The sequence below is a fragment of the Verrucomicrobiia bacterium genome, from assembly GCA_036405135.1.
Classification (GTDB): domain Bacteria; phylum Verrucomicrobiota; class Verrucomicrobiia; order Limisphaerales; family JAEYXS01; genus JAEYXS01.
In genome coordinates this window covers 1-23,240 of record DASWYF010000024.1, presented here as the reverse complement: position 1 = coordinate 23,240, position 23,240 = coordinate 1, and the positions used below count along the sequence as shown (strand labels likewise).

17 protein-coding genes and 1 tRNA gene are annotated in these 23,240 nt (G+C 56.3%); 3 read left to right on the top strand and 15 right to left on the bottom strand.

Going from position 1 to position 23,240, the window contains the following annotated elements; translation table 11 throughout:
- Positions 1 to 6: 6 nt before the first annotated feature.
- The 5 genes from VGH19_12235 to VGH19_12215 all read right to left on the bottom strand — a co-directional run bounded on the left by VGH19_12235 (position 7) and on the right by VGH19_12215 (position 6,845).
- Complete coding sequence (locus tag VGH19_12235) at positions 7 to 1,443, bottom strand: aldehyde dehydrogenase family protein (protein HEY1172132.1); 1,437 nt, start codon at positions 1,441 to 1,443, stop codon at positions 7 to 9.
- A complete protein-coding gene (locus tag VGH19_12230) occupies positions 1,440 to 1,691 on the bottom strand; it encodes a hypothetical protein (protein ID HEY1172131.1) in 252 nt (83 codons plus the stop codon). Before VGH19_12230 ends, VGH19_12235 begins: the two co-directional genes overlap by 4 nt.
- Positions 1,692 to 1,704: 13 nt before the next feature.
- Positions 1,705 to 2,787 (bottom strand): hypothetical protein, encoded by a 1,083-nt coding sequence (locus VGH19_12225; protein HEY1172130.1) that lies wholly within the window; start codon positions 2,785 to 2,787, stop codon positions 1,705 to 1,707.
- 103 nt (positions 2,788 to 2,890) lie between these two features.
- Positions 2,891 to 4,471, bottom strand: coding sequence for a PQQ-binding-like beta-propeller repeat protein (locus VGH19_12220; GenBank protein ID HEY1172129.1), 1,581 nt, complete (start codon positions 4,469 to 4,471; stop codon positions 2,891 to 2,893).
- Positions 4,472 to 4,484: 13 nt separating this feature from the next.
- Positions 4,485 to 6,845 carry a PQQ-binding-like beta-propeller repeat protein gene (locus VGH19_12215; protein ID HEY1172128.1) on the bottom strand — a complete coding sequence of 787 codons (2,361 nt, stop codon included), beginning with the start codon at positions 6,843 to 6,845 and terminating at the stop codon, positions 4,485 to 4,487.
- Positions 6,846 to 7,009: 164 nt separating this feature from the next.
- On the opposite strand from VGH19_12215, the gene VGH19_12210 reads away from it, so the two are divergent.
- Positions 7,010 to 7,513, top strand: a complete 504-nt coding sequence (locus VGH19_12210; GenBank protein ID HEY1172127.1) for a MarR family transcriptional regulator — start codon at positions 7,010 to 7,012, stop codon at positions 7,511 to 7,513.
- Between the two features lie 210 nt (positions 7,514 to 7,723).
- Positions 7,724 to 9,661: a response regulator gene (locus tag VGH19_12205; GenBank protein HEY1172126.1), complete on the top strand. Its 1,938-nt coding sequence runs from the start codon at positions 7,724 to 7,726 to the stop codon at positions 9,659 to 9,661.
- Between the two features lie 45 nt (positions 9,662 to 9,706).
- On the opposite strand, the gene VGH19_12200 is transcribed toward VGH19_12205, so the two are convergent.
- Positions 9,707 to 9,791 (bottom strand) — tRNA-Leu (locus VGH19_12200).
- 111 nt (positions 9,792 to 9,902) lie between these two features.
- Positions 9,903 to 10,277 carry a hypothetical protein gene (locus VGH19_12195; protein ID HEY1172125.1) on the bottom strand — a complete coding sequence of 125 codons (375 nt, stop codon included), beginning with the start codon at positions 10,275 to 10,277 and terminating at the stop codon, positions 9,903 to 9,905.
- A 181-nt stretch (positions 10,278 to 10,458) separates the two neighbouring features.
- Here VGH19_12195 and VGH19_12190 point away from each other — a divergent pair, with 181 nt between their 5' ends.
- The gene (locus tag VGH19_12190) at positions 10,459 to 12,273 is read left to right on the top strand and encodes a sulfurtransferase (protein ID HEY1172124.1); all 1,815 of its coding nucleotides are present in this window, start codon (positions 10,459 to 10,461) and stop codon (positions 12,271 to 12,273) included.
- 3 nt (positions 12,274 to 12,276) lie between these two features.
- Here VGH19_12190 and VGH19_12185 read toward each other — a convergent pair whose 3' ends face one another.
- From VGH19_12185 to VGH19_12150, 8 genes are all read right to left on the bottom strand, one after another.
- Complete coding sequence (locus VGH19_12185; GenBank protein ID HEY1172123.1) at positions 12,277 to 13,515, bottom strand: MlaD family protein; 1,239 nt, start codon at positions 13,513 to 13,515, stop codon at positions 12,277 to 12,279.
- An 8-nt stretch (positions 13,516 to 13,523) separates the two neighbouring features.
- The gene (locus VGH19_12180; protein ID HEY1172122.1) at positions 13,524 to 14,321 is read right to left on the bottom strand and encodes an ATP-binding cassette domain-containing protein; all 798 of its coding nucleotides are present in this window, start codon (positions 14,319 to 14,321) and stop codon (positions 13,524 to 13,526) included.
- A 3-nt stretch (positions 14,322 to 14,324) separates the two neighbouring features.
- Positions 14,325 to 15,182, bottom strand: coding sequence for an ABC transporter permease (locus VGH19_12175; GenBank protein HEY1172121.1), 858 nt, complete (start codon positions 15,180 to 15,182; stop codon positions 14,325 to 14,327).
- A 47-nt stretch (positions 15,183 to 15,229) separates the two neighbouring features.
- The gene (locus tag VGH19_12170; GenBank protein HEY1172120.1) at positions 15,230 to 19,426 is read right to left on the bottom strand and encodes a TIR domain-containing protein; all 4,197 of its coding nucleotides are present in this window, start codon (positions 19,424 to 19,426) and stop codon (positions 15,230 to 15,232) included.
- 245 nt (positions 19,427 to 19,671) lie between these two features.
- Positions 19,672 to 20,274: a Maf family protein gene (locus VGH19_12165; GenBank protein ID HEY1172119.1), complete on the bottom strand. Its 603-nt coding sequence runs from the start codon at positions 20,272 to 20,274 to the stop codon at positions 19,672 to 19,674.
- 19 nt (positions 20,275 to 20,293) lie between these two features.
- Positions 20,294 to 20,872: a DUF1802 family protein gene (locus tag VGH19_12160; protein HEY1172118.1), complete on the bottom strand. Its 579-nt coding sequence runs from the start codon at positions 20,870 to 20,872 to the stop codon at positions 20,294 to 20,296.
- Between the two features lie 29 nt (positions 20,873 to 20,901).
- The gene (locus tag VGH19_12155) at positions 20,902 to 22,020 is read right to left on the bottom strand and encodes a CHASE3 domain-containing protein (protein HEY1172117.1); all 1,119 of its coding nucleotides are present in this window, start codon (positions 22,018 to 22,020) and stop codon (positions 20,902 to 20,904) included.
- A 12-nt stretch (positions 22,021 to 22,032) separates the two neighbouring features.
- A complete protein-coding gene (locus VGH19_12150) occupies positions 22,033 to 22,704 on the bottom strand; it encodes a transglutaminase domain-containing protein (protein ID HEY1172116.1) in 672 nt (223 codons plus the stop codon).
- Positions 22,705 to 23,240: the final 536 nt, after the last annotated feature.

The window sequence follows — 23,240 nt, the reverse complement described above, 5'->3', positions numbered from 1 at the left end:
AAGTTTTTACCACGCTTTTTCGATCGAGCGACGACGCCATAGGAACTCGAACATATTACCCTCGTGCGGCTGATCCCATGAGATGGCCATCGTCGAAAGCGGCCCGATGTTCAAGCGCTCGATCTCGGGGAACGCCATCGCTTCATCGATGAATTTCTGGTCTTTCGTGATCGCACTCACCGCAAGGCTGTAGCCGATCTGGTGCAGCACATCCTTCTGCGGCACTTGCACCACGCTCGCGTAAGGGCAGAGAAACTCTTTGTTCGCCAGAGGATGCTGGAAGGAATCGCACAGCACCACCGTCGGGCGCATATATGTGCCACCTTCGAACACCACCTTGCGCGAACCATCGCGATACTTCGCCGTGACATCCGTAGCACCCGGTGTCTTGAGACCATCTTCGATCTGCGCGTCGATGAAATCCGCCATCTTCACATTCGCGAAACCGGACAGGCGCGCCTTCTCATCATCCGGCTTGGTAGGCTTCACCGGACCGAGCTTTTGTGCGATGGCATCCGCGATCTCCGCGCCGTATTTCGGCACGACAATCGCCGAAGCATTGATGCAGGAACGGCCACCGTTATCCGAGATGGCACCGACCATGACGTCGATGTAATCACGCCAGTTCTCGATGCAATCTTCGCCCACGATGATCTTGCTCCAGCCCGGACCATGCAACTGGATGGCCGGATTGTTCGCATACTGCGCCGTGGTGTTCTTGTCACCGAAGATGAGGGCACGACCACAGGTCTTGAGAATCTCCCCTGCTCCTTCGTGATCTGTTGGATAGAAACCAAATGCTTCCGCCGGAACTCCTGCCGCGATGAACGCTTGAATCAAACGATACGGCGTCCAAGGCTCTTCCTTGCCCGGCTTAATGACCACGGGAGTCTTGAGGGCGATGGCTGGAAGCCACAGCGAATTCACTGCGGGTGAATTACTCGGCATCACGAGGCCCAGCGCTGCTGCAGTCGGGAAAAACGAGAGCTTCGTGCCGAACTGTTCGCCGGTGCCGTTATCCAGGATGCTTAGATCCAGTCCGCGAGAGAGACCGTTCAGGATCACATCCAAGTGCGTCAGCGCGTAATGCACCTTCGCCATATTTCGTTTCACCATCACGTATGGCAAACCGCTGGTGAGGCTCAGCGTCTCGATGTATTGCTGTGGCGTTTGTGTGTGGCCCTTGTCACCGAACGGCAGCGTGCCATTCAAGAAAAGATCACCTGCCTTGGCCGAAAGTTCGATGAGTTGCTTCACCGTGAACTTTTTCAAAGCAGCACGGCTTTCGCCGATCTTCTTGAAATCCTTGCGGATGATGCCCGCATTCACACTCGATACGGTGGCGATGACTTCGCCAGTCGAGTGGTTCTTGATCTCGATCTTGTCGAGACTCTCGTAGTTACGGCCGAGACGGATGACGGGGATATGCGGAACGGAACTCATGATTCTTGTTCAGGTTTGTCTTCCAGCCCTTCCAAAGTCAGTTGGATGGAACCCAGTTCCGCCTCTACTGAACCGAGGGCATTGATGATTTTCTCCGTGGAGCCGGGATATTGTGTGCCTTCGTGCTCGAAGCCGCAGACCTCCATCTTCAATTCATACAACAAGTCTTCGATGCGTTCGAGGCCATCGAGCTTGGAATCGATGCTCTCGAGCAGCTTCAACATTTTGGCGGAGGATTCGGCGTCCATGACAAGGGTGCGTTTAGTAAACGCCTTCGACGATGTTTTTCTCCATCGCACCGAACGGACGGACTTCGGCCACACCATCCCAAGCATATGGGAAGCGCGGTTCGCGACGGATCGCCTCGTCACGCTCCAAGAAGCGCGGCATGAAAAACTCCTTCGTCAAAGTGGTCAGTTCCACGCGACCCCATTCACCGTAACCCTTGGTGACTTCCGTCTTGTTAGGATCCACCACGCGCAATATGGCGCGCGGTTGTGGAGCGTAATACGTGACGGAGAAGTTATCTTCCGCGCGGATCGGCACACTCGCAGCGAGTCCCATCAGGGTATTGCCGTAAGTCGGATAGAAACCGATGCGGCCTTCCAAAACTTCCTCCACGATGAAGCGCACATACTGCGGCGCCATCGTCGTGCCGCCGCAGAACACACCGCGGATACCGGCATCCCACAAGTCGATCTTCTCAGCCAAGGCTTCCAACAACTTAGGCGTCGTGAAGAGACCGCTGACCTTGCGGTTCTTGAGGATCGTTACGGCTTGATCCACAACGTGATCCATGTAAGCACGGGCCACATCGAACTGCTTGTTCGTGATGACCTTCTTCACGAAACGTGGGTCGAGATCGATGAAATAGCAACTTGAGCCACGCACGTTGGCGAGATGCTCGATGGCCAGACGGAGACGGCGCGGACCCGTGGGGCCCATCATCAGCCAGTAGTGATTGCGCGGGAAATGCTCGTCCTTCACCTTGTCGGAGAACTCACTGTAATCGACCTTGTAATCATTCCAACCAATGCGTTGCTTCGGCATGCCCGTTGTGCCACCCGTTTCAAAAATATTGAACGGCTTGCCCTTGAATGCCGCCGGCACCCAGACCTCAGGTTGCATGTCTCGCAACCACTCGTCCTGGAAATGCGGGAATTTTTTGATGTCCTCCACTGTCTGCACTTCTTTGCGAGGATCGAAGTTCCTCTTCGCCCAATCCAGCCAGAACGGTGAACCCGTTTCCGGCGAGAAATGCCAGTTGACAATCTCTTTCAGATGGGCGTTCAAATCCGTCTGTGCCGCTGTGATCTGTTCCTGCGTGATGGTCTTTTCGCTCATACCCTGTTTATGATTAGCCTGAAATTCGCTGGTTCTTTTATCGCATAACCCGCTCCGATTCACGGAGCGGGTTACGTCTGAAGGTTATTCTTCAAGCCGACAGTTATTCGATCTTCTTTTTTTGATCCGCCGCCGGTTTCGCCTTGGCTGTGTCATGCAAGGCATAGAGATGCGTGTTGCTCGAGATGTAGAGAACGCCGTTCGCGATGATGGGTGTGGAATAAACCGGCGCGCCGAGATTGCACTCGCTGAGCACTTTTTTCTCCTTGGTGGCTCCCAGCACTACGAGGTCGCCGTCTTCATCACCGACGTATACCTTGCCATCGGCCACCATCGTGGAGCCCCACATGTGGGCCTTCATGTCATGCGTCCAGTAGAGTTTGCCGGTCTCAGCATCGAGACAGTGTACGAACCCGGAGAAATCTCCCAAGAAAAGCAACCCCGTGTCGGGATCGATCGACACCGTGGAGATGCTGCGATGCGCACCTTTGTAGTCCCAGATCAAAGCCGAGCCGGTGACATCCCCCGATTTCGTCGGATCAAGGCAGACCAGACGGCCCACGCCTTCACCGTGCTCCGGGTCCTGGCCGATGGCGACATAAACCCGGTTCTTATAAAACACTGGTGTGCCGTTGATTTCGCTGGGACCCTCGGCTGCCGGATACTTCACTTTGCGGTACTCCGGCAGATTGGCATCGAATTTCCATACGGTGGGCAGGATGTCGATATCGTCTTTTTTAACCGTCTTGGCATCCAAGGCATACAGCCAGCCATCGCCGCCGCCAGCGAACACCAGGTCTTTTCCGTTCACTTTGCCGGTGGACAAAGAAGTCCACTGACCATGGAAAAGACGGGAACCGATACCAGCATCATCTTCACCAGCCAGCGCGCCGGTCTTCTTGTTCAACGCGATGAAGCTGGGTGAGAGCGGTGAAGGCACATTGACATGCGTCCAGTCCTGTCCGTTCGAAGTGCAGACATATAGGGTGTCACCAATGATGAGCGGTGAACTGTTCGAGGCGTTGTGCGGGAATACACCCAACTCATCCATCATGTCGTAAACCCAGACGATGTCCGCGTCCTTTTCTCCGATCTTGGCCGGGGGTTTGCCCGTATCCTTGACGACATATTTGGCCTCATCCTTGTAGCCATCATTACCGTCCGTCATGCCGTTAATATCGAGGCAGATGACTTCGCACCGGCTCGTTACCAGATAGACGTACTTTCCTTCGATTTTGGCCGAAGAAAGAATGCCGAGACTTTCCCAATCATTAACCTTGCCTGACTTCAACTTGGGCACCACCAGCTGCCAGAGCAAATCGCCGGACTTTTCATCCAAGCACATGAAGATCGAGCGGTCTCCTTCGTGTTGCTTGTCACGCGGGCTGTCGTTATTGGTGCCTACGAAAACCTTGCCCTGAGCCACAGTCGTGTTGCCGTAGCTCTGTGAACCGAGCTTGGCCACCCACTTCACATTTTTGGTGGTGGCCATATCGATCTCTTCCGTGCCGGATTTGAACTTGCCGGGTTCGAACTTGTCCGGCAGACCCTTGGCCGTGGAATACATGTTGCGTTGCGCATTGCCGCCCCATTGCGGCCAATCTTGAGCAACTGCACTGCCGGTCAAGGCGATGATGCCCGCCAGCACAACCAGAGAACGATTGAGGAATTTGCCAGTATTCATCTGTACTAAAGAATTAATTGTTGGGGGTCACACTGACGTTGTCGAGATAGATGCGCATTTCCTGAGGCGAGAAAGAGAACAGCCCCGGCGAACCTTCCTGATGAGCCGTCTTGTGCTCCACCTCCAAGGTCCAGGCTTCAGGTTCTGGCTCGCCACGCTTCCAAGCCTTGGCCCGGATAACACCTGTGCCGTCCTTCTTGGTATCCACGCGCCCCTTGAGCGTATACCAGGTATTGGGCAACCACCGGAAATTCGGCGGCGCTTCAGGGGCAGGCACACGCAGACGTTCCAAGTTGGAGTTGATCTCCAGCTTCTGTTCATTGCCCTTCAACAAAATCTGGTAGCGATGGACGATGATGCCAGCATCCGACATCTTGCGGCGGTTGCCTTCGCTGTAGATGTCCGTCTGCACGGTGTAATTCTTCATGGTCGGGTCCCCCAGAAAGATGGTGCCGCGCTGGAAGAGCTTGTTCTCAATCGTCTTGCACAACGCCTTCGTGCCGTCGATTTCGCGTACTTCAAACCGGAAGCGTGCCCCGATCCACGGCAGCGGCGGATAGGCGAACTTCGTCGGCTCCTCCACGGTGTTCGTCGTGGTTTCGCTCAGCATAAAAGATTCAAAGTCCTGCTTTATCGGGATGCCGCTCAATGCGCGGCCGCGGATGTAACCCTTTAAATTGCCCAAGGTCGCTTCAAACGCACCAGCGGACATCTTTGCATCCTTCGTCGTAGCCAGCTTGCCCTCGGCGTTGAAAGAGGCATCCATCTTGGCCTTAACCAAGGCCGTCGGCGGAATATAGGACTCCCACTTCACGGATTTGGGGTCGATGCCCTCTTGCACCACCAAGCCCTTGGCATCCAATGAGCGGATACGGAACGAGGCCGTCTGGTTTGGATAGAGCAGCACTTCCGAAGGGATGATCTGCAACTGCGTCGCCGGACCGGGCTTGGGCCACGTTTCGGGGGCCTTGGCCTTGGCCAAGCCGGGGTTGTTGCCCGCTTTGCCGAAGCAATACAGCTTCTCGGCGGTCTGCACATAGATTTTGCCGTTATAAGCTGTCGGCGAGCCGAAGCAGCGGCCGTCGAGACTCACCTTGTTGATGATCTTGCCTTCGGCATCCGACGGTTTGATGATGTAGAAGCCGCCTTTCGTGCCGGCTTCGCTGGTACCTTCGCCGGCCTTGTCACCTTTGGTGTCTGGGTCATCCAAGATGGGCACATACAGCTTGCCATCTGCGTACAGCGGGCAGGCATTGCGCTGTTCGATGCCGAGCTGGAGATTCCACAGCACCTTGCCCGTTTTCGCATCCACACAAGAAAGCTCGCCCTTTTCCTTCACCAGATACACACGGTCCCCGGCCAAAATCGGCGAACTGGCGGAACTGGAGAGACCGGGATTGGACCACAATTCGACTTCTGACCGCTCCACCACCACCGGACCGGCCGCACCGGGTTTCGGCATCACATCAGGAATCTTCAGGGCCACCATCTGGCCCGGCTCATACGGCGTGCCGAACACAGCGATGACCTTGTCATTATTATGCACGCAGACGGTGGCGTTGATACCAGCCTTGAAAAGATTCACGCGCCAAATCGGTTCACCGGTGCGGGCATTGATGCAAGCCACGCTGCCATCCCCCACGGCGGTGTAGAAAACGCGATAGCCCTTATACCAGGAGAGGAAAGGATACGAGAAGGAGTTATCACGCGGACGGTCACCCGGGCTGGAGGCCCAGACGAGTTCGCCAGTCTTCTTGTCAAAAGCGTAGAAGCGATCACCAGCAGCTCCTTGCGCGCCCCAGTTGCTGGTGATGTAGCGGGTGATGACGTAATCCCCATCGATCAACGGCGACGGTGTGCGGCCGTTCGGGAACGTCATGCGTCCGAGCTTCTCCATCAAGGAGTGCTTCCACAGCAATTTACCATCCGGCGTGAAGCAGGCGAAGATGCCTTGCGTCCCCTGGATGAACACGTTGCCCGTCTCGGGATCGATCGTCGGGGCCGAGGTGGCGTAACGGAGGTAGATTATGTCGCTGATGAAATCGTTGAAAAGATGCTGCCAGAGCTGCTTGCCCGTCTCAGCATCAAAGCACGTGACACCTTCTTGGAGATCCGGGCCGTTGTCGATGTAGCCCATGATGTAGAGCTTGCCATCGGCGATGACCGGCGTGGATTGGCCGCGGAAATTCGCCACCCAGAGCGGTTTCTTCGGGTCCAGGGCATCGGGCAGGCCTCTTTCATCGGAAGTGCCGTTTTGGTTGGGACCGCGCCAGTTCAACCAGCCGCCAACTGCAGCCGAGGCGGAGGTGATGGGCGACAAGAGGGAGAGAGCGACTGCGAAAGTTCCAGTCAAGAACGCTACGTGACGTTTCATGGGCGGTTTGGCCATTTAAATAGTTAGACGTCGTCACTGGGTAGAAAATTTCCGCTTGAGACAGCAATTTTCTTCCAAGAGTTGAGGCACTATTCTACATCTGAACCAGTCGCGCAACAAAAATAGTACCTATACGTATTATTCCTGCATGACAGTCGAGAAGCATGAAAGCTGTTCCGCAAAAAATGGATGCCGAGACCAAGGCTGTAGATTCACCAGGGCGACGGCGCCTGCCTCCCCTGCTCCGCCGGGCTTGGTATGGTTTGAATCAGGCATTCCGCCGCCGCATATCCCACACGGGTGCCACCCCGGATCAATTTACCGCCATGCGCAGCCTGTTGGAAGGCGATCCGAAGGGCATGACCCAATGCCAGCTCACGGAAGCGATGAGCAGCGATCCCAACACCATTGCCTCGCTGCTGGAGCGCATGGAAAAAGCTGGATGGGTGGAACGGAAACGGCACGAAACCGACCGCCGCGCCTATCGCATCAAGCTCAAACCGGCTGGCAAAAAGAAATACGAGGAGCTGCGGCTGCTTGCCGTTGAACTGCAGACGGACATCCTCTCCGCCCTGCCCGAAGAGCGGCGCGAAGCCTTTCTCGAGGAGCTGGACAGGGTGGCGGAGGCGTGCCGTGACGCGGCTGAATCTTCCTTGTCTCGCGGTTAAAAAACAATTTCTGACCAGCATCTTCACTTTTCAATTTGGCAATACCAGTCTATCTTCCGGCTACCGCGGTTGGGACAACGATGCGAAACATCGGATGACGCGGTGCATGCGGGATTTAATTTTTTTCGAACTCCAGCATGCACATTTAAGGGGATAGGCAGCACTGTTTGTTGCAGGAGAGGGGCGTAGTTGCAACCCGGCTACCATATTATGGGAGCCAAACTTAAGATACTTAGTGTCGAGGATAATCCGCTCGATTCGGAACTGATCGGACGTGCATTGGAGCGTGGTTCGCTTGCCGCTGAGATGGTACGCGTAGAGACTCCTGAATCATTTCAGGAGCAGCTCCACAGCCGGCCGCCGGATATCATCCTGGCGGACTATGCTTTGCCGCGTTTTTCGGGATCAGCAGCCCTTCAGTTAACCCGCGCACATTCTCCAGATCTTCCCTTCATTTTCGTCACAGGCTCCCTGGGGGAGGAACTGGCGATAGAGACCTTGAAACAGGGCGCGACCGACTATGTGATGAAGGAACGCCTTGATCGCCTGGTCCCCGCCATCCAACGCGCCTTGCAGGAGATGTCAGAACGCCAGGCGCGCCGTGAAGCCGAGCAGGCTCTCCGCCAATCGGAAGAACTTTATCGCAAACTGGTGGAGAACGCGCGCGACGGAATCTTTACCCTCACTCCGGAGGGCCACGTCAGCTCTGTGAACAACGCGTGTGAGACAATGTCCGGATGGACGCGCGAGCAATGCCTCGGCAAGACTTTCATCGAGTTCATCCATCCTGAGAATTTGTCGGCGGCAAAGGATTGGATACAGCAGACTTTATCGGGGAAAAACCCGCCTCCGATAGAGTTGCGGCTGCAGGCCAATCACGGCGCAGGGTACGTGACTTTGGAAGTGACGAGCACGGTTATCCGTGATGCGGAAATGGTGACTGGTATTTTATGCATCGCGAGGGATGTGACCGAACGCCGCCATCTGGAAGAGCAGTTGCGGCAGGCGCAGAAGATGGAATCCATCGGCCAGCTGGCCGGCGGAGTGGCCCATGATTTCAACAATCTCCTGACCGTGATACATGGGCACGCCGCGCTGATGCTCGGAGATGTCGAGTTCCATTCCAAACATCATGAAGCGTTGCGGGAGGTAGCGCGCGCCTCTGATCGCGCAGCCAGCCTCACACGCCAGTTGCTGGCCTTCAGCCGCAAGCAACCGATGCAAGTCCGGGAAGTGGATTTGAATGAAGCGGTCAGCGACATCACCCGCATGCTACAGCGTGTGCTTGGTGAACCCATCACGCTTCACTGCGAATACAGCCCTTCCATACCTTCCGTGAAAGCTGACCAGTCAATGTTGGAACAGGTGATCATGAATCTCGCCGTCAATGCGCGGGACGCCATGCCGAAAGGCGGCACACTGACCTTGCGCACACACAAGGTCATCCGTCGCAGCATCACTTCCACCGATTTGACGGAAGCGCATGACGGCTCGTATGTTTGTCTGACAGCTCAAGATACCGGCACGGGCATTCCGCCGGAGATCCTGCAACGCATCTTCGAGCCTTTCTTCACGACCAAGGAGCCGGGCAAAGGAACTGGTCTGGGGCTGGCCACTGTCTACGGCATCATGAAACAGCACGGTGGCTGGGTGGATGTGCAATCCACATTGGGCCATGGCACCTCTTTCACCATTTATCTGCCTGCCAGCACCACACCGGCAACAGCCAAGGAAGAGAAAAAAATCGCCACTAAAATGGCGTCCGGCAACGAGTGTGTCTTGTTAGTGGAAGATGAAGTGGCCGTCCGCAACCTGTGCCGCCGACTGCTTGAACGTCTGGGCTACACTGTGCTGGAAGCCGAAAACGGTGTTGCTGCCCTGGAAGTGTGGAAAAAAGAAAAAGAACGCATCGAGCTTCTGCTTACCGACATGGTCATGCCCGAAGGCATGACAGGACATGAACTGGCTGAAACCGTCCGGCAGGACAAACCAAAACTCCCGGTCGTTCTCTCCACGGGCTACAGCCCGGACACACTCAGCGAACAGAACCTAGGCGAGATCGGCATTCACTTTCTGTCCAAGCCTTACTCGCCCAATCAACTTGCAGACATTCTCCGCCGGGCGTTGGGCAAGCCCGATGTAAAATAAATTGTGCTGGATGTTTGAGACGGAAAAAAGTCTTGGAGAAGAGAGTGGTGCCGGTGAAGGGACTTGAACCCCTAAGCCTTTGGGGCGGTTGATTTTGAGTCAACTGCGTCTGCCATTCCGCCACACCGGCACAACCACTGTGAACAAATCATTGTCATAAGGGTGTGCAGGTGTCAAATGGTTTGGAAGATAACCACTATTTTTGATTCCAAAGCACACCAGAGCATGTCCGCCTGCAAGTCTATTGCGACAGATCTTCATTCCCGAAGTTCGGCGCAAAGATGTTGATGCAACCCCCGATCACTTTCCACACGCCCCATAGTCCAAGCAGAATCAAAACTGCCATCAACTTCATCAATACCACTCCGATCACAAGACTAACGATGAGGTAAGCTATTGGTGCGGCGATCATGGCGCTGCCGATGCATATCTTGCGGATGCCTTCAGCGCGGACATTGGCTGCACGCTCCTTTTTGAGGGAATCCATCATCACCAGGGCATCGGCTGCCTCGACGCCCTGAAGTTGGATATACGTCATGACTGATTCGGGAGATTCACCCCAGGTCATCTTGGCCCGGGCCTCATTTTCTATGCGTTCGAGTGTTTCAGCTTCCACGGCATACTCCTTGTTCAGTCAGTCTGAATCCCGGCACTTCGCTGGAACCTGACCGACCGCCAGACGCAGCGTAGTAAAGTCCGGGCAAAACACAAGCCTGCTGTGATGGACATGCGCCCTCGTTTCCACATTCCGTCCTTGCCACAACTCCCCTTCCCGCCATTATCTCCACCCTGTAAAAATGGCCGTTATCACGAACATTTCGACGTATCAGTTTGCCGAGCTCAGCGATCTCAAATCGCTGCGGGAAAACCTCATCGCCCAATGCAAGTCCAAGGGTCTCAAAGGCACCATTCTCCTGAGCACCGAGGGCATCAACATGTTCGTAGCTGGTGAGCGCGCGGATATCGATGAACTGGTCGCCGGGCTTCGCAGCATTCCCGGCCTCGAAAAGCTCACGCCGAAATACAGTGAAAGCGATCACCAGCCTTTTTCCCGGATGCTTGTCCGCATCAAAAAGGAGATCATCGCGTTCGGAGTGGAAGGTATCAATCCGGCCAGACGGACTTCACCCAAGCTCTCCGCGAAAGAGCTGAAGCAATGGTTGGATGAAGGTCGCCCCGTCACGCTGCTTGATACGCGCAATGATTACGAAGTGAAGCTCGGCACCTTCCGCAAAGCTTTGCCCATCGGCATCGATAATTTCCGCCAGTTTCCGGATGCCGTGCGGCAGTTGCCCGACAGCATGAAGGAGCAGCCCATCGTGATGTTCTGCACGGGCGGCATCCGTTGTGAAAAGGCCGGCCCTTTCATGGAGCGGGAAGGTTTTTCCCAGATTTACCAGCTTGATGGCGGCATCCTGAAATACTTCGAAGAATGCGGCGGGGAGCATTACGACGGCGAATGCTTCGTCTTCGATCAACGCGTCGGTGTTGACCCGGCATTGCAGGAAACGGATTCATCCCAGTGCTTCAACTGCCTTACACCTTTGACCGGTGCAGACCAGGAAGACGCACGATATATCCCATCCAAGTCCTGTCCATACTGCTTCAAAACGACCGAGGAGCAGATGGCCGAAAGCATCGCCAAACGGCATGCGGATATTTTCAAGGCCACCACTCCCCTGCCCGGCAGTGTGGCCTATGACAACCACCGCCCCGTCAGTGTTCCTCCTGCCTGCGACGGACAGACCGTTCTCGATTTCCTCTGCGCCATCCTGCGGCATGTGCCGCGTGAAGAATGGCTCGGTTTGCTGTCACAAGGCCGCATCCTGAACAACCTGCGTCTGCCTGTGACCGCCGAACATGTTGTCCGCACGGGTGAACGCTATCTGCACCTGCTGCCGGCGATCACCGAACCCGATGTGCGGGCAGACATCCGCATCATGCATGAAGATGAAGCCATCATCGTGGTGAGCAAGCCCGCCCCTCTTCCTCTGCATCCGAGCGGACGATTCAATCGCAACACGCTGCTCAGCATACTCCACACTGTTTACCATCCGCAGAAACCGCGCCCGGCGCATCGTCTGGATGCCAATACCACCGGCCTCATCATCTTCACCCGCACACGCCATTTCGCAGGCAGGCTCCAACCGCAGTTCGCCCGCGGGGAGGTGGAGAAGACGTATCTTGTCAAAGCTCTGGGCCATCCAAAGGAAAACTCTTTTTCCTGTGATGCCCCCATCAGCATTGAACCCGGTGAAGTCGGCCATCGGGAAGTAGATGAACCCAACGGGCTTCCTTCGCGAACTGAATTCAGGGTCGTTACCCGACTGCCTGATGGCACCTCGCTGCTGGAAGCACGTCCGCTCACCGGGCGCACCAATCAGATCCGCGTGCATCTGTGGGAACTGGGGCATCCGATCAGCGGTGATCAAGTGTATCTCCCTGGGAAAAATCTGGGCGACACGCAGACCATCAGCGTGAATGACCGGCCCATGTGCCTGCACGCGTGGAAGCTGAGTCTCAATCATCCGCTTACCGGACAGCGCGTGATGTTCGAGACTGAAAAACCGGAATGGGCACAGGAGACGGTGGCAACTGGTTTGAAACAGTAAGTCTCACTGCCACTGTTCCCGCACCTTGGGTATCAAGGGCCCGCGTGTGGGCGCATTGGTTCCCTTGCTCCTGTTCTCATCCTTCGGCTTGTCTTCTTTGAAGGCACCCCGCAGGAACCAATGTTTGCGCAGTCCCTGCAGCATGATGTCGGCATTCGTCACAGTGGAGGATATTTCCGAGAGGATGTTCGTGTTCGCCTGGACCTGCGCGTTCAGATTGCTGGTGATGGAAGCAAGGTGTGTCAGGGACACGTTCAAGTTTGAGACCAGCAATGCCACATGATCGTTCGCATTTGTCACGATCTGGTTCACGGAACCGACGGTGGTGTTCGCCGTGACCAATGTCTTGTCCAGTTGCGTCATGACCACATTGGCGTTCGTCAACGTGTTCTTGGCGGCGGTGATGGTGAGTTCCAGTTCACCGCTGATATTCGTCGGGATCAGCCATTCACCCAAAGACCCCTTGGGATTTTTGAGGTTTTCGGTTATGAAGACGATGTTGGAGGCCACGGGACGGATATCCACCACGATGTTGTTCGCATTCGACATCGCCGCGCTGCTGCTGTTCAGCGTGGCTGCGAGCTGGTTCGTCAGGTTCAGGATGTTCGGCAGCGCATCTTCCACCTGTTTGGCGAGTTTTTCCAACCGGTCATTGATGGCGGGGGCCTCTTCCACGGGCAGCCAATACTTTGAGTCCAGTTTTCTGGGTTCGTAGGCGCCTTTGTCTTTTCCGAGTGCATTGGGATTCCAGATGGAGGTGGCGACGGTCTTGACTCGTTGCCCGAAAAACCAGTTGGTCACCTGTTTCTGCTCGTAAGTCGCCGTGCCGCCGGTGCCTTTGGTCACTTCGATGTAGCGATTTCCGAGAAAACCGTCAGCCGCCACTTTTGCCACGGAACCGGTCGTCCAGAGATAGCCGAAGTGCGGCTCCATGACTTCAAATTCCACATAGACGTTGAACCAGGCATCCTCCGGCGGCTGGGCGCGGATGGCAGTGATATTGCCCGCTTCGAATCCCATGAGCTTGATGGGATCACCCACTTTTAGCCCCGCCGCTGAGCTCACAAACGTGAAATACGTCACCTTCGTTTTGAACCAGCCGCGCTTCTCCGCCGTGTTCCGGAAGTAAAGGGCGAAGCCCGTCAACAACAGCAAAGTCGCCAACGCCACAAAGAGGCCCACCGTCCATTCGAGACGGCTTAACCGGGTACGCAGCCGGGGTGTCAGATCCTGCAAGGCCATAAGATTGATCAGTCTTTTAATTTTTCATCCAGCACATCGCGCAGGGACGTTTCACGGCTGGCGTGCAATTCCGCCATTCCGCCGATCTGCCGCCATGTGTTCTCATGCAACAAGGCAAAATGCCGATCTTCTGCGACCCAGGGGGTCAAGTGGTTCGTCACCACGATGATCGTCATCGGACGGTTCCCGACAATCGGATGTCCTCGCCCCAAGTCAGTTACCGTCTCGCGCCACCAGGCACGCTCGCTGAAATCCATGCCCGCGAGCGGATTGTCCAGTAAGAGCAACTCTGGTGACATGGCCAATGCGCGTGCCAGGTTGGCCCGTTGGCGGTAGGTCCGCGTCAGTCCACCTGGCAGTTGACGGGCCATGGTTTCCACGCCCGTGAACTTGAGCAGTTCGGCAACCCGTTCCTGTGCCTCTTCCATCCGGCAGTCTTGATGATAGCACAGTGGCAACGCCACATTTTCGGCGATAGACAGCTTGTGCAGCAAGCGTGCGCCAGCCTCGAAGACCAGCCCCACGCGCAAGCGTTGCTTCATCAATTTCGCCTCGTCTACTTTCCAGGGGTCCACACCGAAGACCTCGATTTTTCCGGCCAAAGGCTTCTGCAACATGGCCACGGAAGCCAGCAACGTGCTCTTGCCGCTCCGGTGCATCCCCCCTGCCACCCAGAATTCGCCGGTGTTCACCTGCAAATTCACCCCCTTCAACAGCGGCTTGTCATCCCAGCCTTCCAGGCCCAGATCCGCTGCTTCCAGCTTCACACAGACCGATGATTCTTTTTTGGGCAGGGTGTCAGCCATGGCTTAGAGGAACAAGAATAGCGTGATGAAAATGGCGTCTATCAGGACACAACCGATGGTCCCCGCCACCACTGCGCGGGAGGTCGCCGGGGCGACTTGCTCAAGTCGCAATGGCTGGGCCAATCCTTGATAACAGGTCACGACCGCGATGATCGCTCCGAAAGAAAGTGTCTTTAGAGCCACCAGCACAAAATCCTGCCAGGTCAACGCCATGGCAAGCTGCTCAACATATGCGGCCGGTGTCAGCGGCACGTTCTGCACCATCACAAAGGCGTAACCGCTGATCAGTGCGATGAGGATCAGATAGATCGTCAGCGCAAAGATGCTTACGGCCTTTCCGATCACCCGCGGCACCACCAGCAGATGGATGGGATCGATGCCCAAAGCCTCCAATGCCTCGATCTCACCCGTGGCGCGGGACATGCCCAGTTCGATGACCGTAGTGGTGCCCACGCGAGCCAGCACAATCAGCGCCGTAGTCAGAGGTCCCAGCTCGCGAACGACCACGGCGACCATCACCGGTCCCGTGAAACCCTGTGCGCCCACGCTGGTCAGCAGCGCCACCGTCTGTCCGATGATGACAAACCCCAACGCTACGCCCAGAAACGCAATCATGGGAAGCAGTTTAAGCCCCGATTCATAAATCTGGCTGAAGATCAGCGGACGGATCACAGCCTTGGCGAAGCCGAACTTGGAAAGGGTGGTTCCCAAGGTGATGAGCGCGAAGGCTCCCAACCCGCGAGCTGTCTCCGCGAACCCGATGATTGCTCTGCCCACCAGATCCAGATACAGCCGGATCATCCGTCCGGGCAGCCGGAACCAGGAATTGCGGTCGGAATGGGTGGATGACGTCTGAACCACAAGAGGAAACTAAGGGAGGTCCTACGGGGCGTCAAATAAAGGCGTCTTTATTCCTTCGTCACCTGGATGCCGCCAATCTGCACGGAACCATCTCCCGGGATGAGCAGCAGCACTTCACCGGCAAAATCCTTTTGCGGTGTCACCGTCACTTTGAATTCCTGCCACTTGTCCGTAGGACGGATATTCAGATCAAAGGCCCGTTCATTCGGGTCAAGGAAAGAGCGTGCCGACAGGAGGAATGAAGTATTTTTGTCGGATTTGGCCCAGATACGGACTGTCTGCCGCTCTCGATTGCGAACTACAAAACGTGGGCCGGCAAGCTGGCTTTGCACAGTCACACTGCCGGTGGTCTTGATACCGAGCGCAGTTGTGCCCGCCGTGGGGCCTTCCGGGAGCTTGGTGTATTCGACACTCATGGCCAATGTGCGGTTGCGATCCACCCAGCCTTTCGGCAACCAACCGCGGGAAAGATTATTATCACGATTCCGCAGATCGATCTCGGCCCCCTCCTTGCCGATCACAGCCGTTGCCCTGGGGTCAACGGACATGGCTTTGCTCATCAGTTCATAAGCCGGCTCGAACTGGTTGGCGGCCTGCAAGACACCCGCCCGTAGCCAGAGCGCCTCGGGATTTTGCGGCTCATACTTGACGGCCAGGCTTGTGAAATAGTCCGCCGCACCGGCATCTTTCAAGTTGCGGCCATATCGTGCCAAAGCCAGTGCATTATTCGGCTGAACGAGCAGCACGTTGTCGATCGCGGCATCATCTGCTGCCAGCCGCTGTGCGAGGTAATCCCTGGTCGGGAGTTTGGCAAATGCCATGACGGAGCGATCCACTGGTTCACTCAGATACCATTTGGCCCAGTTGGCAAACATATCTTCCGCTGGAGCATTACTGATCGCGTTCCGCACGGTTGCGATGCTGACTGCCGAGTCAGGCAATGCATTGGCACCACCTTCCTCACCCAATTGATAACCGGCCACACCTTCGGTCAACTGGCGGAACCACTCGGGCACTGTGCCCGGCAGGGCCACTAGCCAGAGACGCGCGGTTTTGTCCTCGGAAGCAGTCACGATGAACCGTCCATCCTGGCTGAATCCTGCATCACGCACCAGACCGCCATGCTGAAGCGGTTCTGCCACGGGCTTCCAACTGGCCGTGTCCCATACCATGGCGGCGTTAGATTTCGAAACGGTGACCAGGAAATATCCATTGGAGCTGAAACTCACGGCCTTGACTTCCGAATCATGCCGCAAAGGTTCCGCTGCCGGCTTGCCTGCATCGGCGGTCCAGACACGGGCTGTGCGGTCATCAGAGACTGTCACCACAAACCGTTGCTTGGTGCTGAAAGCCACCGCGTTCACGGGTGCATCATGCCGCAACTCCGGCGTAAGCGCTTCTCCGCTGTCTGTCAGCCAAACCCGCGCCGTACGGTCATCTGAGGCCGTAGCCACCATGCGTCCATCAGGGCTGAACACTGCGGCCCGCAACTCGCCTTTGTGCGAGAACACAGCACCCTTGGGCTGGCCGGTGGCGGCATTCCAGACTTTTGCCGTCTTGTCAGCCGAGGCCGTCAGCACCAGCTTGCCATCGGAGCTGAACGAAGCCATGCGGATGGCCCGGTCATGCTGCATGGTGGCACCGATCTGCTTTCCGTCCGCCGCATTCCAAAGTTTCGCCGTGGCATCCTCGGATGCCGTCAAAAGCACCACCCCGTCATTCCGAAAAGCGACCGTGTTCACCTGACGGTCATGCATCATCGGCTGTCCCACGACTTCCCCTGTATCCGATTTCCAAACTCGTGCATAACGGTCTGATGCCGTTGCCACAAACTTCCCATCGGGACTGAAGATCGCCGTGGTCACACGATAATCGTGCTTCATCGGCGTGCCGATGAGCTGGCCCGTGGCTGTGTCCCAAACCCTCACCGTCCGGTCATCAGCCACCGTCAGCACACGGTCACCCGCCCGGTTGTAAACGGCTTGAAACAGCGAGGTGTCGTGGTTGAGCGCGAGTGAAAGGGGCCGCCGGTCAACCGCGCTCCAAACACGCACCGAACCATCCGCACCCGCAACGCTGAGCCAAAGGCCGTCGTAACTGAAATCCACCCACTTCACCTCGCCGTTCAGTTCCATCGGTTCGCTGAGCGGCAGGCCCGTCTTGAGATCCCACAATCGGGCCGTGCGGTCTGCCGACGCCGTGGCGATCATCCGCACGTTGGGGCTGATGGCCACCATGTTGATGGCCGCCCCGTGCTGGATCGTCTGGCCGAGTTGCTTGCCTGTCGGCACTTCCCAGACTTTGGCGGTCCCATCGCTTGAACAGGTCACCGCATAGCGCCCGTCAGGACTGAACTTCACCTGATTTACCCAGTCGTTATGCTTTAACACCTGGGCCGCGTTGGTGTTGCTCATGCCCCATATCTTCGCGGTCTTGTCACCAGATGCGGTGGCGATGAATTTCCCATCCGGGCTGAAAGCCGCATAATAGACCCCGCCATCATGGGTCAGTGCGGGACCATAGGGCTGGCCTTTCGCCACGTCCCAGACCTGTGCCGTGCTGTCCGATGTCGTCACCGCGAATTTACCATCGCCACTTAAAGATGCCCAGCGGACGGACCCGCTCTGCCGTAAGTAATCCGTGGCCGGCTGCCCCGTCGCTGTGTGCCAGACACGTGCGCTCTTATCATGAGAGGCCGTGATGACCAGTTTGCTGTCCGCGCTGAACTGTGCCGCATATACCCAATCTTTGTGATCCAAAGCGGGGCCTACCTTCGATTCATCGTCCGCATTCCAGAGCTGCGCCTTGCCATCATCCGCGGTGGTGATGAACAGCTTGCCGTCCGGGCTGTAAGCGGCGTAACGCACCGGCTTGGAATGCTTGAGCGTTTTCAGCAATTTGGGTTCTTTGCCGCTGGCATCCCAGACCAGGACATCATTGCCCGCCACGGTCAGCAATTTCTTGGCATCCGGGCTGAAACGGGTCATCTGCACCGGAGCTTCGTGCTTCAAAATTCCATAGCGGGGCAAGGGCCAGTTCTGGTTCGCCAACAGGGACAACACCCGCGCCTGCGCCGAAGCATTGTCTGCATCCAGATTCAGAGAGCGGGAGAGATAGGCCATGCCTTGCGGCTGGCGGTTGTCCCCGATGAGACGGCTGGCTTCGACGAAGTACGAAACGGACAAGGCGCGGGAAACTTTGCGCTCGCTTTCCTGGGCAGCATCACGCGCCCGTTGGGCGACTGTCGCCGCTTCTTCCGCAGCCTGCTTGGCCGCGTCTGCAGCCTCGCGCTGTTTCTTTTCCTCGCGACGCGCTATCTCGGTTTCGGCAAGGCGCTCGGTGGCGAGCTTGGCGGACTTTTCAGCCTCACTCTTGGCCAGTTTTTCCGCTTCATTCGCCGCCTCTGCCGCTTTGCGTTGGATTTCTTCGCTCTTCAGGGCGTTCACCGCGTCGTTACGGGCCTTCTCCGCCATCTCACGCGCACGGTCAGCCTTCTGCCGCTCCTCGTTGGCGCGTTGTTCCTGAATCTTCGCCTGGACGAGATTCCCTTCTGCTTCCTTCTTCGCCAAAATAGCCTGACCAGCCAGCACCAGGAAGCCGCACATCACCAGCATGACGACCACCATCGCGAGTTGCATGCGGCGATGGCGGCGCTCTGCATCACGCTGCTTCAGGTCGCTGAAGTTCACGCCGAACATGCCGGCGAGCAACTTCAACTTCGCATTCTCACGACCATCCTTGCCGCGTCGCGCATCCGCCGCGATCGGTTCCGTGCGTTCCTCAGTGATGCGCTTGTTCGCATCCACCTTGTAACGCACCGGTTCCGGGAAGCACTCTTCCAGGCCCAACTCAGGATGCTCGGAAGCGTAAGGTTCACCATCGACGATGAGACACAACACCCGGTCTTCGCGACCAATGGATTTGAAGGACTTGATCTCCTCATTCACCCACCGGGAAGCCACGGCGCGCGGGGAGCAGACTACGATAAGAAAGCGCGATTGCATCAGCGCTTGGGTCAACTTCTCGCCCAAGTCAGCCGAACTTGGCAGTTCATCACGATCGCGGAAAATGGGGTATGCCCGCTTGGGAACGACACCTACCTTGGAGGTGCGACCCACCAGAACCTTCGGCACACCATAGGTTTCCAGCGATTTATGCAGCCAGTCCGCCCATGCCTGATCGGCGTGGCTGTAGCTGATGAACGCCCAATATTTATACTCTTCCTCTGGCGGGTGAGTGGACATGTTCAGCGTGAGCGCCCCTCTATTTTAACCACTTTGTTTCCCAATCCTCCTGCAGTCTGGGAGTAACTCCCGAAACCTGCGGATGCGATGGCTGAGCGTGTGCGAATCACGGGTTCGTTAAATGCCAGTTTCCTCCGGAGATGTCAAACAATGTCGTACTCCTCCCGGGCCATTTTTCCCCGCTTGATGTCCTGAAAATCAGGGGTTTGCAAAAATTGACCCCGCTTTCCGGTCAATCGGCCCTATCATTCTCTCCATCCCCCAGCCAAGACCTTGCCTGACCACTTCGCCAGCTCTTCCCGCAATGCCTCCACCGGTAATCCCACCACATTGGTCAGCGAGCCATCGATCGATTCCACTAACAATTCTCCATGCTCCTGAATGGCATAAGCACCCGCCTTGTCCATTGGATTGATGTCTTTCAAATATTCTCGCACCTGTTTGCGGTTAAGAGGGTGAAACTTCACCCGCGTGCTGACCGTGAAAAGGCGTTCCTGATGATTGCGTAATTGCAAAAGACACACTCCCGTCACCACTTCATGAGTCTTCCCCTCCAACCTCAAAAGCATCTCTTCAGCCTTCTTCTTGTCGCCCGGCTTGCCGAAAATCTCCGTATCCAAAGCCACCTCTGTATCCGCACCGATGACCAGGGCATCAGGGTGATGTTTGGCCACCGCCCTTGCCTTGCGATGCGCATTCAACTGACAAACCTCATGCGGCGTGAAATGAGACGCATCACATTCTTCCGCCTTGGAGACCACGACCGAGAAATCGACCCTCAACAGCCGCATCAGCGAGGAACGCCGGGGCGAACCGGAAGCCAGGATGATCTGTGGCAGTTTTTTCACGGGATTGAAAAATATTGGCCTAGGCTGAAACCGTTTCCAAAGCCTGCTTGAATCGCTTCAACTTTTCGGCGAAAGCCGCCTCTGTAAGCACCGGTTGGGAACCGTCCGTGGAGATATCCTCCACCAGTTCAATCCATGATTTGCAGCCGCCATATTCGGGGCGTACGGGCAATTCAATCCGCTGCGCCAGCCGATGTACCCTCACCGCCAGGGCAAATATCGCCTTCTGTTTGCCCCAGTCAAACCGCTCGGCGATCACTTCCTCTCGCCAGATATGCTGGCCCTGCAACCGTTTCGCCGCCTCCAACGACTCCAATCGCTCCCAATGCGCCACTTCAGCAAAGTACTCCAGCCGCAAGATTTCAGGTGAAGGCAAACCCGGCGCGATTTCATCAAAACGTTTTTGCGCCGATGTAATCACATTGTCCCGCTGCTGATGAAACAGCGTGGGCCAAAAAACGAATCGCGGATGTTCCACCTGAAAACCACCCCGCCCTTCGCTGATCCCGCCCTTGCGCAGAATGATGATCTGCTCACCGCTACCCAAGGCATCTACCACCACTGCCCATTCTTTGAACGCCACTTTCATTCTCTCCATATTAGCTCCACCCCGTTCAAACGTCCAACCTAGCTTTTCTCACAAACCACCACCGAACCCACCACCTTGTCGTTGTCCCTCACCGGAAATCCCCGCACAGTCACATTGATGTCCGCACCTCCCTGAACCAACAAAGTCGCCTGCACACCGACGATATCCCGCCCTTCCTTCAGAGCCGTCACAAATGGGGACACTTCCGCATTTTCCTTCGGCACCACCAAACTCGCCAGCGGTTCGCCGATCAGTTCGTTCACCCTCCTCCCGCACATCCTCGCTGCGGGAGGATTCACCCGGATGATTCGCCCCGTGCGGCTGATGACAAAGATGGCATCGCCGATGGAATGCAGTATCTGCTCAAAGTGCCGGAACTGGCGTTCAAGGATCGACTGCGACCATTTGCGTTCCAAGTTCTCCAAAGTCAGCGTCTCGTTGATCTTGATGATCTCCTCAGTGCGCGCAGTCACCTTTTCTTCAAGTTGCTCATTCGCCATCCGCATGGCTTCAGCCGCGCGGCGACGTGCCTTCAGATCATCCTTGATGAGCCAGAAGACCAGACCGATCAGGGCGACATTTACCGCCGCCGCCACATACACTGTCCAACGCGTGGATTGGGCCTGCTGAAAATTATCTCGGTCCCGTTGCTGCAACAACTGCGCCTCCTCCTCCTTCAACCGGACCACCAGCTTCTTGATGGCAGGCAACGTCTCATCCGCCGCATCCGCCGCGATCAATTGCTTGGCTGCCCCAAAGCCCTGTTCATTGTAGGCCGTCACCAACCCCCGGGCGAACTCCACCCGCTTGCCCACCAATCCCTCCAACTCGTTCACCCGCTCCAACTGGCGCGGGTCATCCTTCGTCATTGATTTGGCCACAGCCAAATGTTCGACCGCCTCTGAAAACGCTTCGCGATAAGCCGCCTGATCTCGCCCATCACCGGAGATGACGTAATTGCGCAAGTTCGCCTCCGCCGTCTGCAAAGTCGCCTCGATCGCCACAAACTCCTGGATAACTTCATGCGTATGATTCACCCAATCGCTCGCCTGCTCCGCTTCGCTCACGTTTTTCAGCGCCACGACCGCCACCAATATCAACAACGCGGCCACAGTCCCGAACAGCGCCATCATTCTTTGCTCGATGTTGTCTTTCATCGTCAGTTTGGTTCAAAAATCGATCACTATTTTCTTCTTCGCCGGTGCAGTCACAGCGGCCTCCGCCTTCTTGTCCTCTTCCTTGTCGGCGTAAACATCCGTTTTCGAAACGGTCTTCACCAGTTCCTTCACCCCTTCGCTGTAAGTGAACTCGGAAACCGATGTCCAGTTGGCTTCAAACGATTTCGCCACTCTTTGCGCTATCACGCGCAGGTCAGGATCGCAACGCTCGGTCCGTGTAAGATAAACCCGGTTGTTGAAGTCCAAGTAAACCTTTTCCTCGTTCACGTAGCAAACCACATGTGTCAGCAAACCGGGCATGCGGATGGAGACCAGCCTGGTCGTGAACCCGTGCTTCCGCAGCACCTTGTCCGCCAGCAATGCATAATCATCACAATCCCCGTTGCGCGTTTCCAGAAACACCTCCACCGGCTGGATCTCAGGATGAAACTTATATTCGAAATCCTTGAAGTAACTGGCGAACTTCTTCGGCGTCATCTTCTCCCCATTCATCAACTCGTCCAGGCTCACCGCACACAAAGCCAGCGGCAGACTAATCAGCACCAGCACCCGCCAAACCCAGACCCCATGCACAAAAAGACGCCTCAGCCCCCGCACCAGACTGGCACGGGAAACACGCTCTCTGCGATTGGCACTCAGTTCACTCACCGATACATCACTCACACTGCCTATAGGGATGCGCTCGCCACCCATTCATCAAACACGTCAAATCTTGACAGATAGTGACAGCCCCTCTCCCCGGCACAACACTTCGTACCCTATATCCTCCCTATCGGAAAACAGCGATTTCTTTTTACACTTATTGCCAGGATTCTTCTGGAGTGCCTCCAGAACCGCCGCCCAAGGCTGCCTCGAAAGTTTCGAGGCAGCCCTTTTCTCACCCACCACAGCGGCTCTCGGCTGAACCGGCTTCCCCTACGCTGACTATTGGTTCTATTGGCCCCATAAAACCTATTAGTCCTATACCCCAATTTCCCCTTTCTTCATTCATCTTTCTTAATTCTAAATTCGTTCCCCGAAGCCGCCTTCCCGTCTCGTCCGTTTGATGCTCCCTCTTCTCGATGGCATCCTGTCCTGCGGCACTCTAGCCACCAGTCCACACCCACCAGATCGAAACCCTCGCCAGCCACTCCAATAGCCTAATCGTCGTCATTCTCGTCCTTCGTCGTCGTCCTCGATTTTTCAAATCAAGGACAGAC

Excerpts from the sequence above, each read along its gene's own strand:
- VGH19_12190 (HEY1172124.1), top strand. The coding sequence starts at position 10,459 with ATGGCCGTTATCACGAACATTTCGACGTATCAGTTTGCCGAGCTCAGC.
- VGH19_12155 (HEY1172117.1), bottom strand. The coding sequence starts at position 22,020 with ATGAAAGACAACATCGAGCAAAGAATGATGGCGCTGTTCGGGACTGTG.
- VGH19_12215 (HEY1172128.1), bottom strand. The coding sequence starts at position 6,845 with ATGAAACGTCACGTAGCGTTCTTGACTGGAACTTTCGCAGTCGCTCTC.
- VGH19_12230 (HEY1172131.1), bottom strand. The coding sequence starts at position 1,691 with ATGGACGCCGAATCCTCCGCCAAAATGTTGAAGCTGCTCGAGAGCATC.
- VGH19_12210 (HEY1172127.1), top strand. The coding sequence starts at position 7,010 with ATGAAAGCTGTTCCGCAAAAAATGGATGCCGAGACCAAGGCTGTAGAT.
- VGH19_12185 (HEY1172123.1), bottom strand. The coding sequence starts at position 13,515 with ATGGCCTTGCAGGATCTGACACCCCGGCTGCGTACCCGGTTAAGCCGT.
- VGH19_12225 (HEY1172130.1), bottom strand. The coding sequence starts at position 2,787 with ATGAGCGAAAAGACCATCACGCAGGAACAGATCACAGCGGCACAGACG.
- VGH19_12220 (HEY1172129.1), bottom strand. The coding sequence starts at position 4,471 with ATGAATACTGGCAAATTCCTCAATCGTTCTCTGGTTGTGCTGGCGGGC.
- VGH19_12205 (HEY1172126.1), top strand. The coding sequence starts at position 7,724 with ATGGGAGCCAAACTTAAGATACTTAGTGTCGAGGATAATCCGCTCGAT.
- VGH19_12180 (HEY1172122.1), bottom strand. The coding sequence starts at position 14,321 with ATGGCTGACACCCTGCCCAAAAAAGAATCATCGGTCTGTGTGAAGCTG.
- VGH19_12160 (HEY1172118.1), bottom strand. The coding sequence starts at position 20,872 with ATGGAGAGAATGAAAGTGGCGTTCAAAGAATGGGCAGTGGTGGTAGAT.
- VGH19_12235 (HEY1172132.1), bottom strand. The coding sequence starts at position 1,443 with ATGAGTTCCGTTCCGCATATCCCCGTCATCCGTCTCGGCCGTAACTAC.
- VGH19_12170 (HEY1172120.1), bottom strand. The coding sequence starts at position 19,426 with ATGTCCACTCACCCGCCAGAGGAAGAGTATAAATATTGGGCGTTCATC.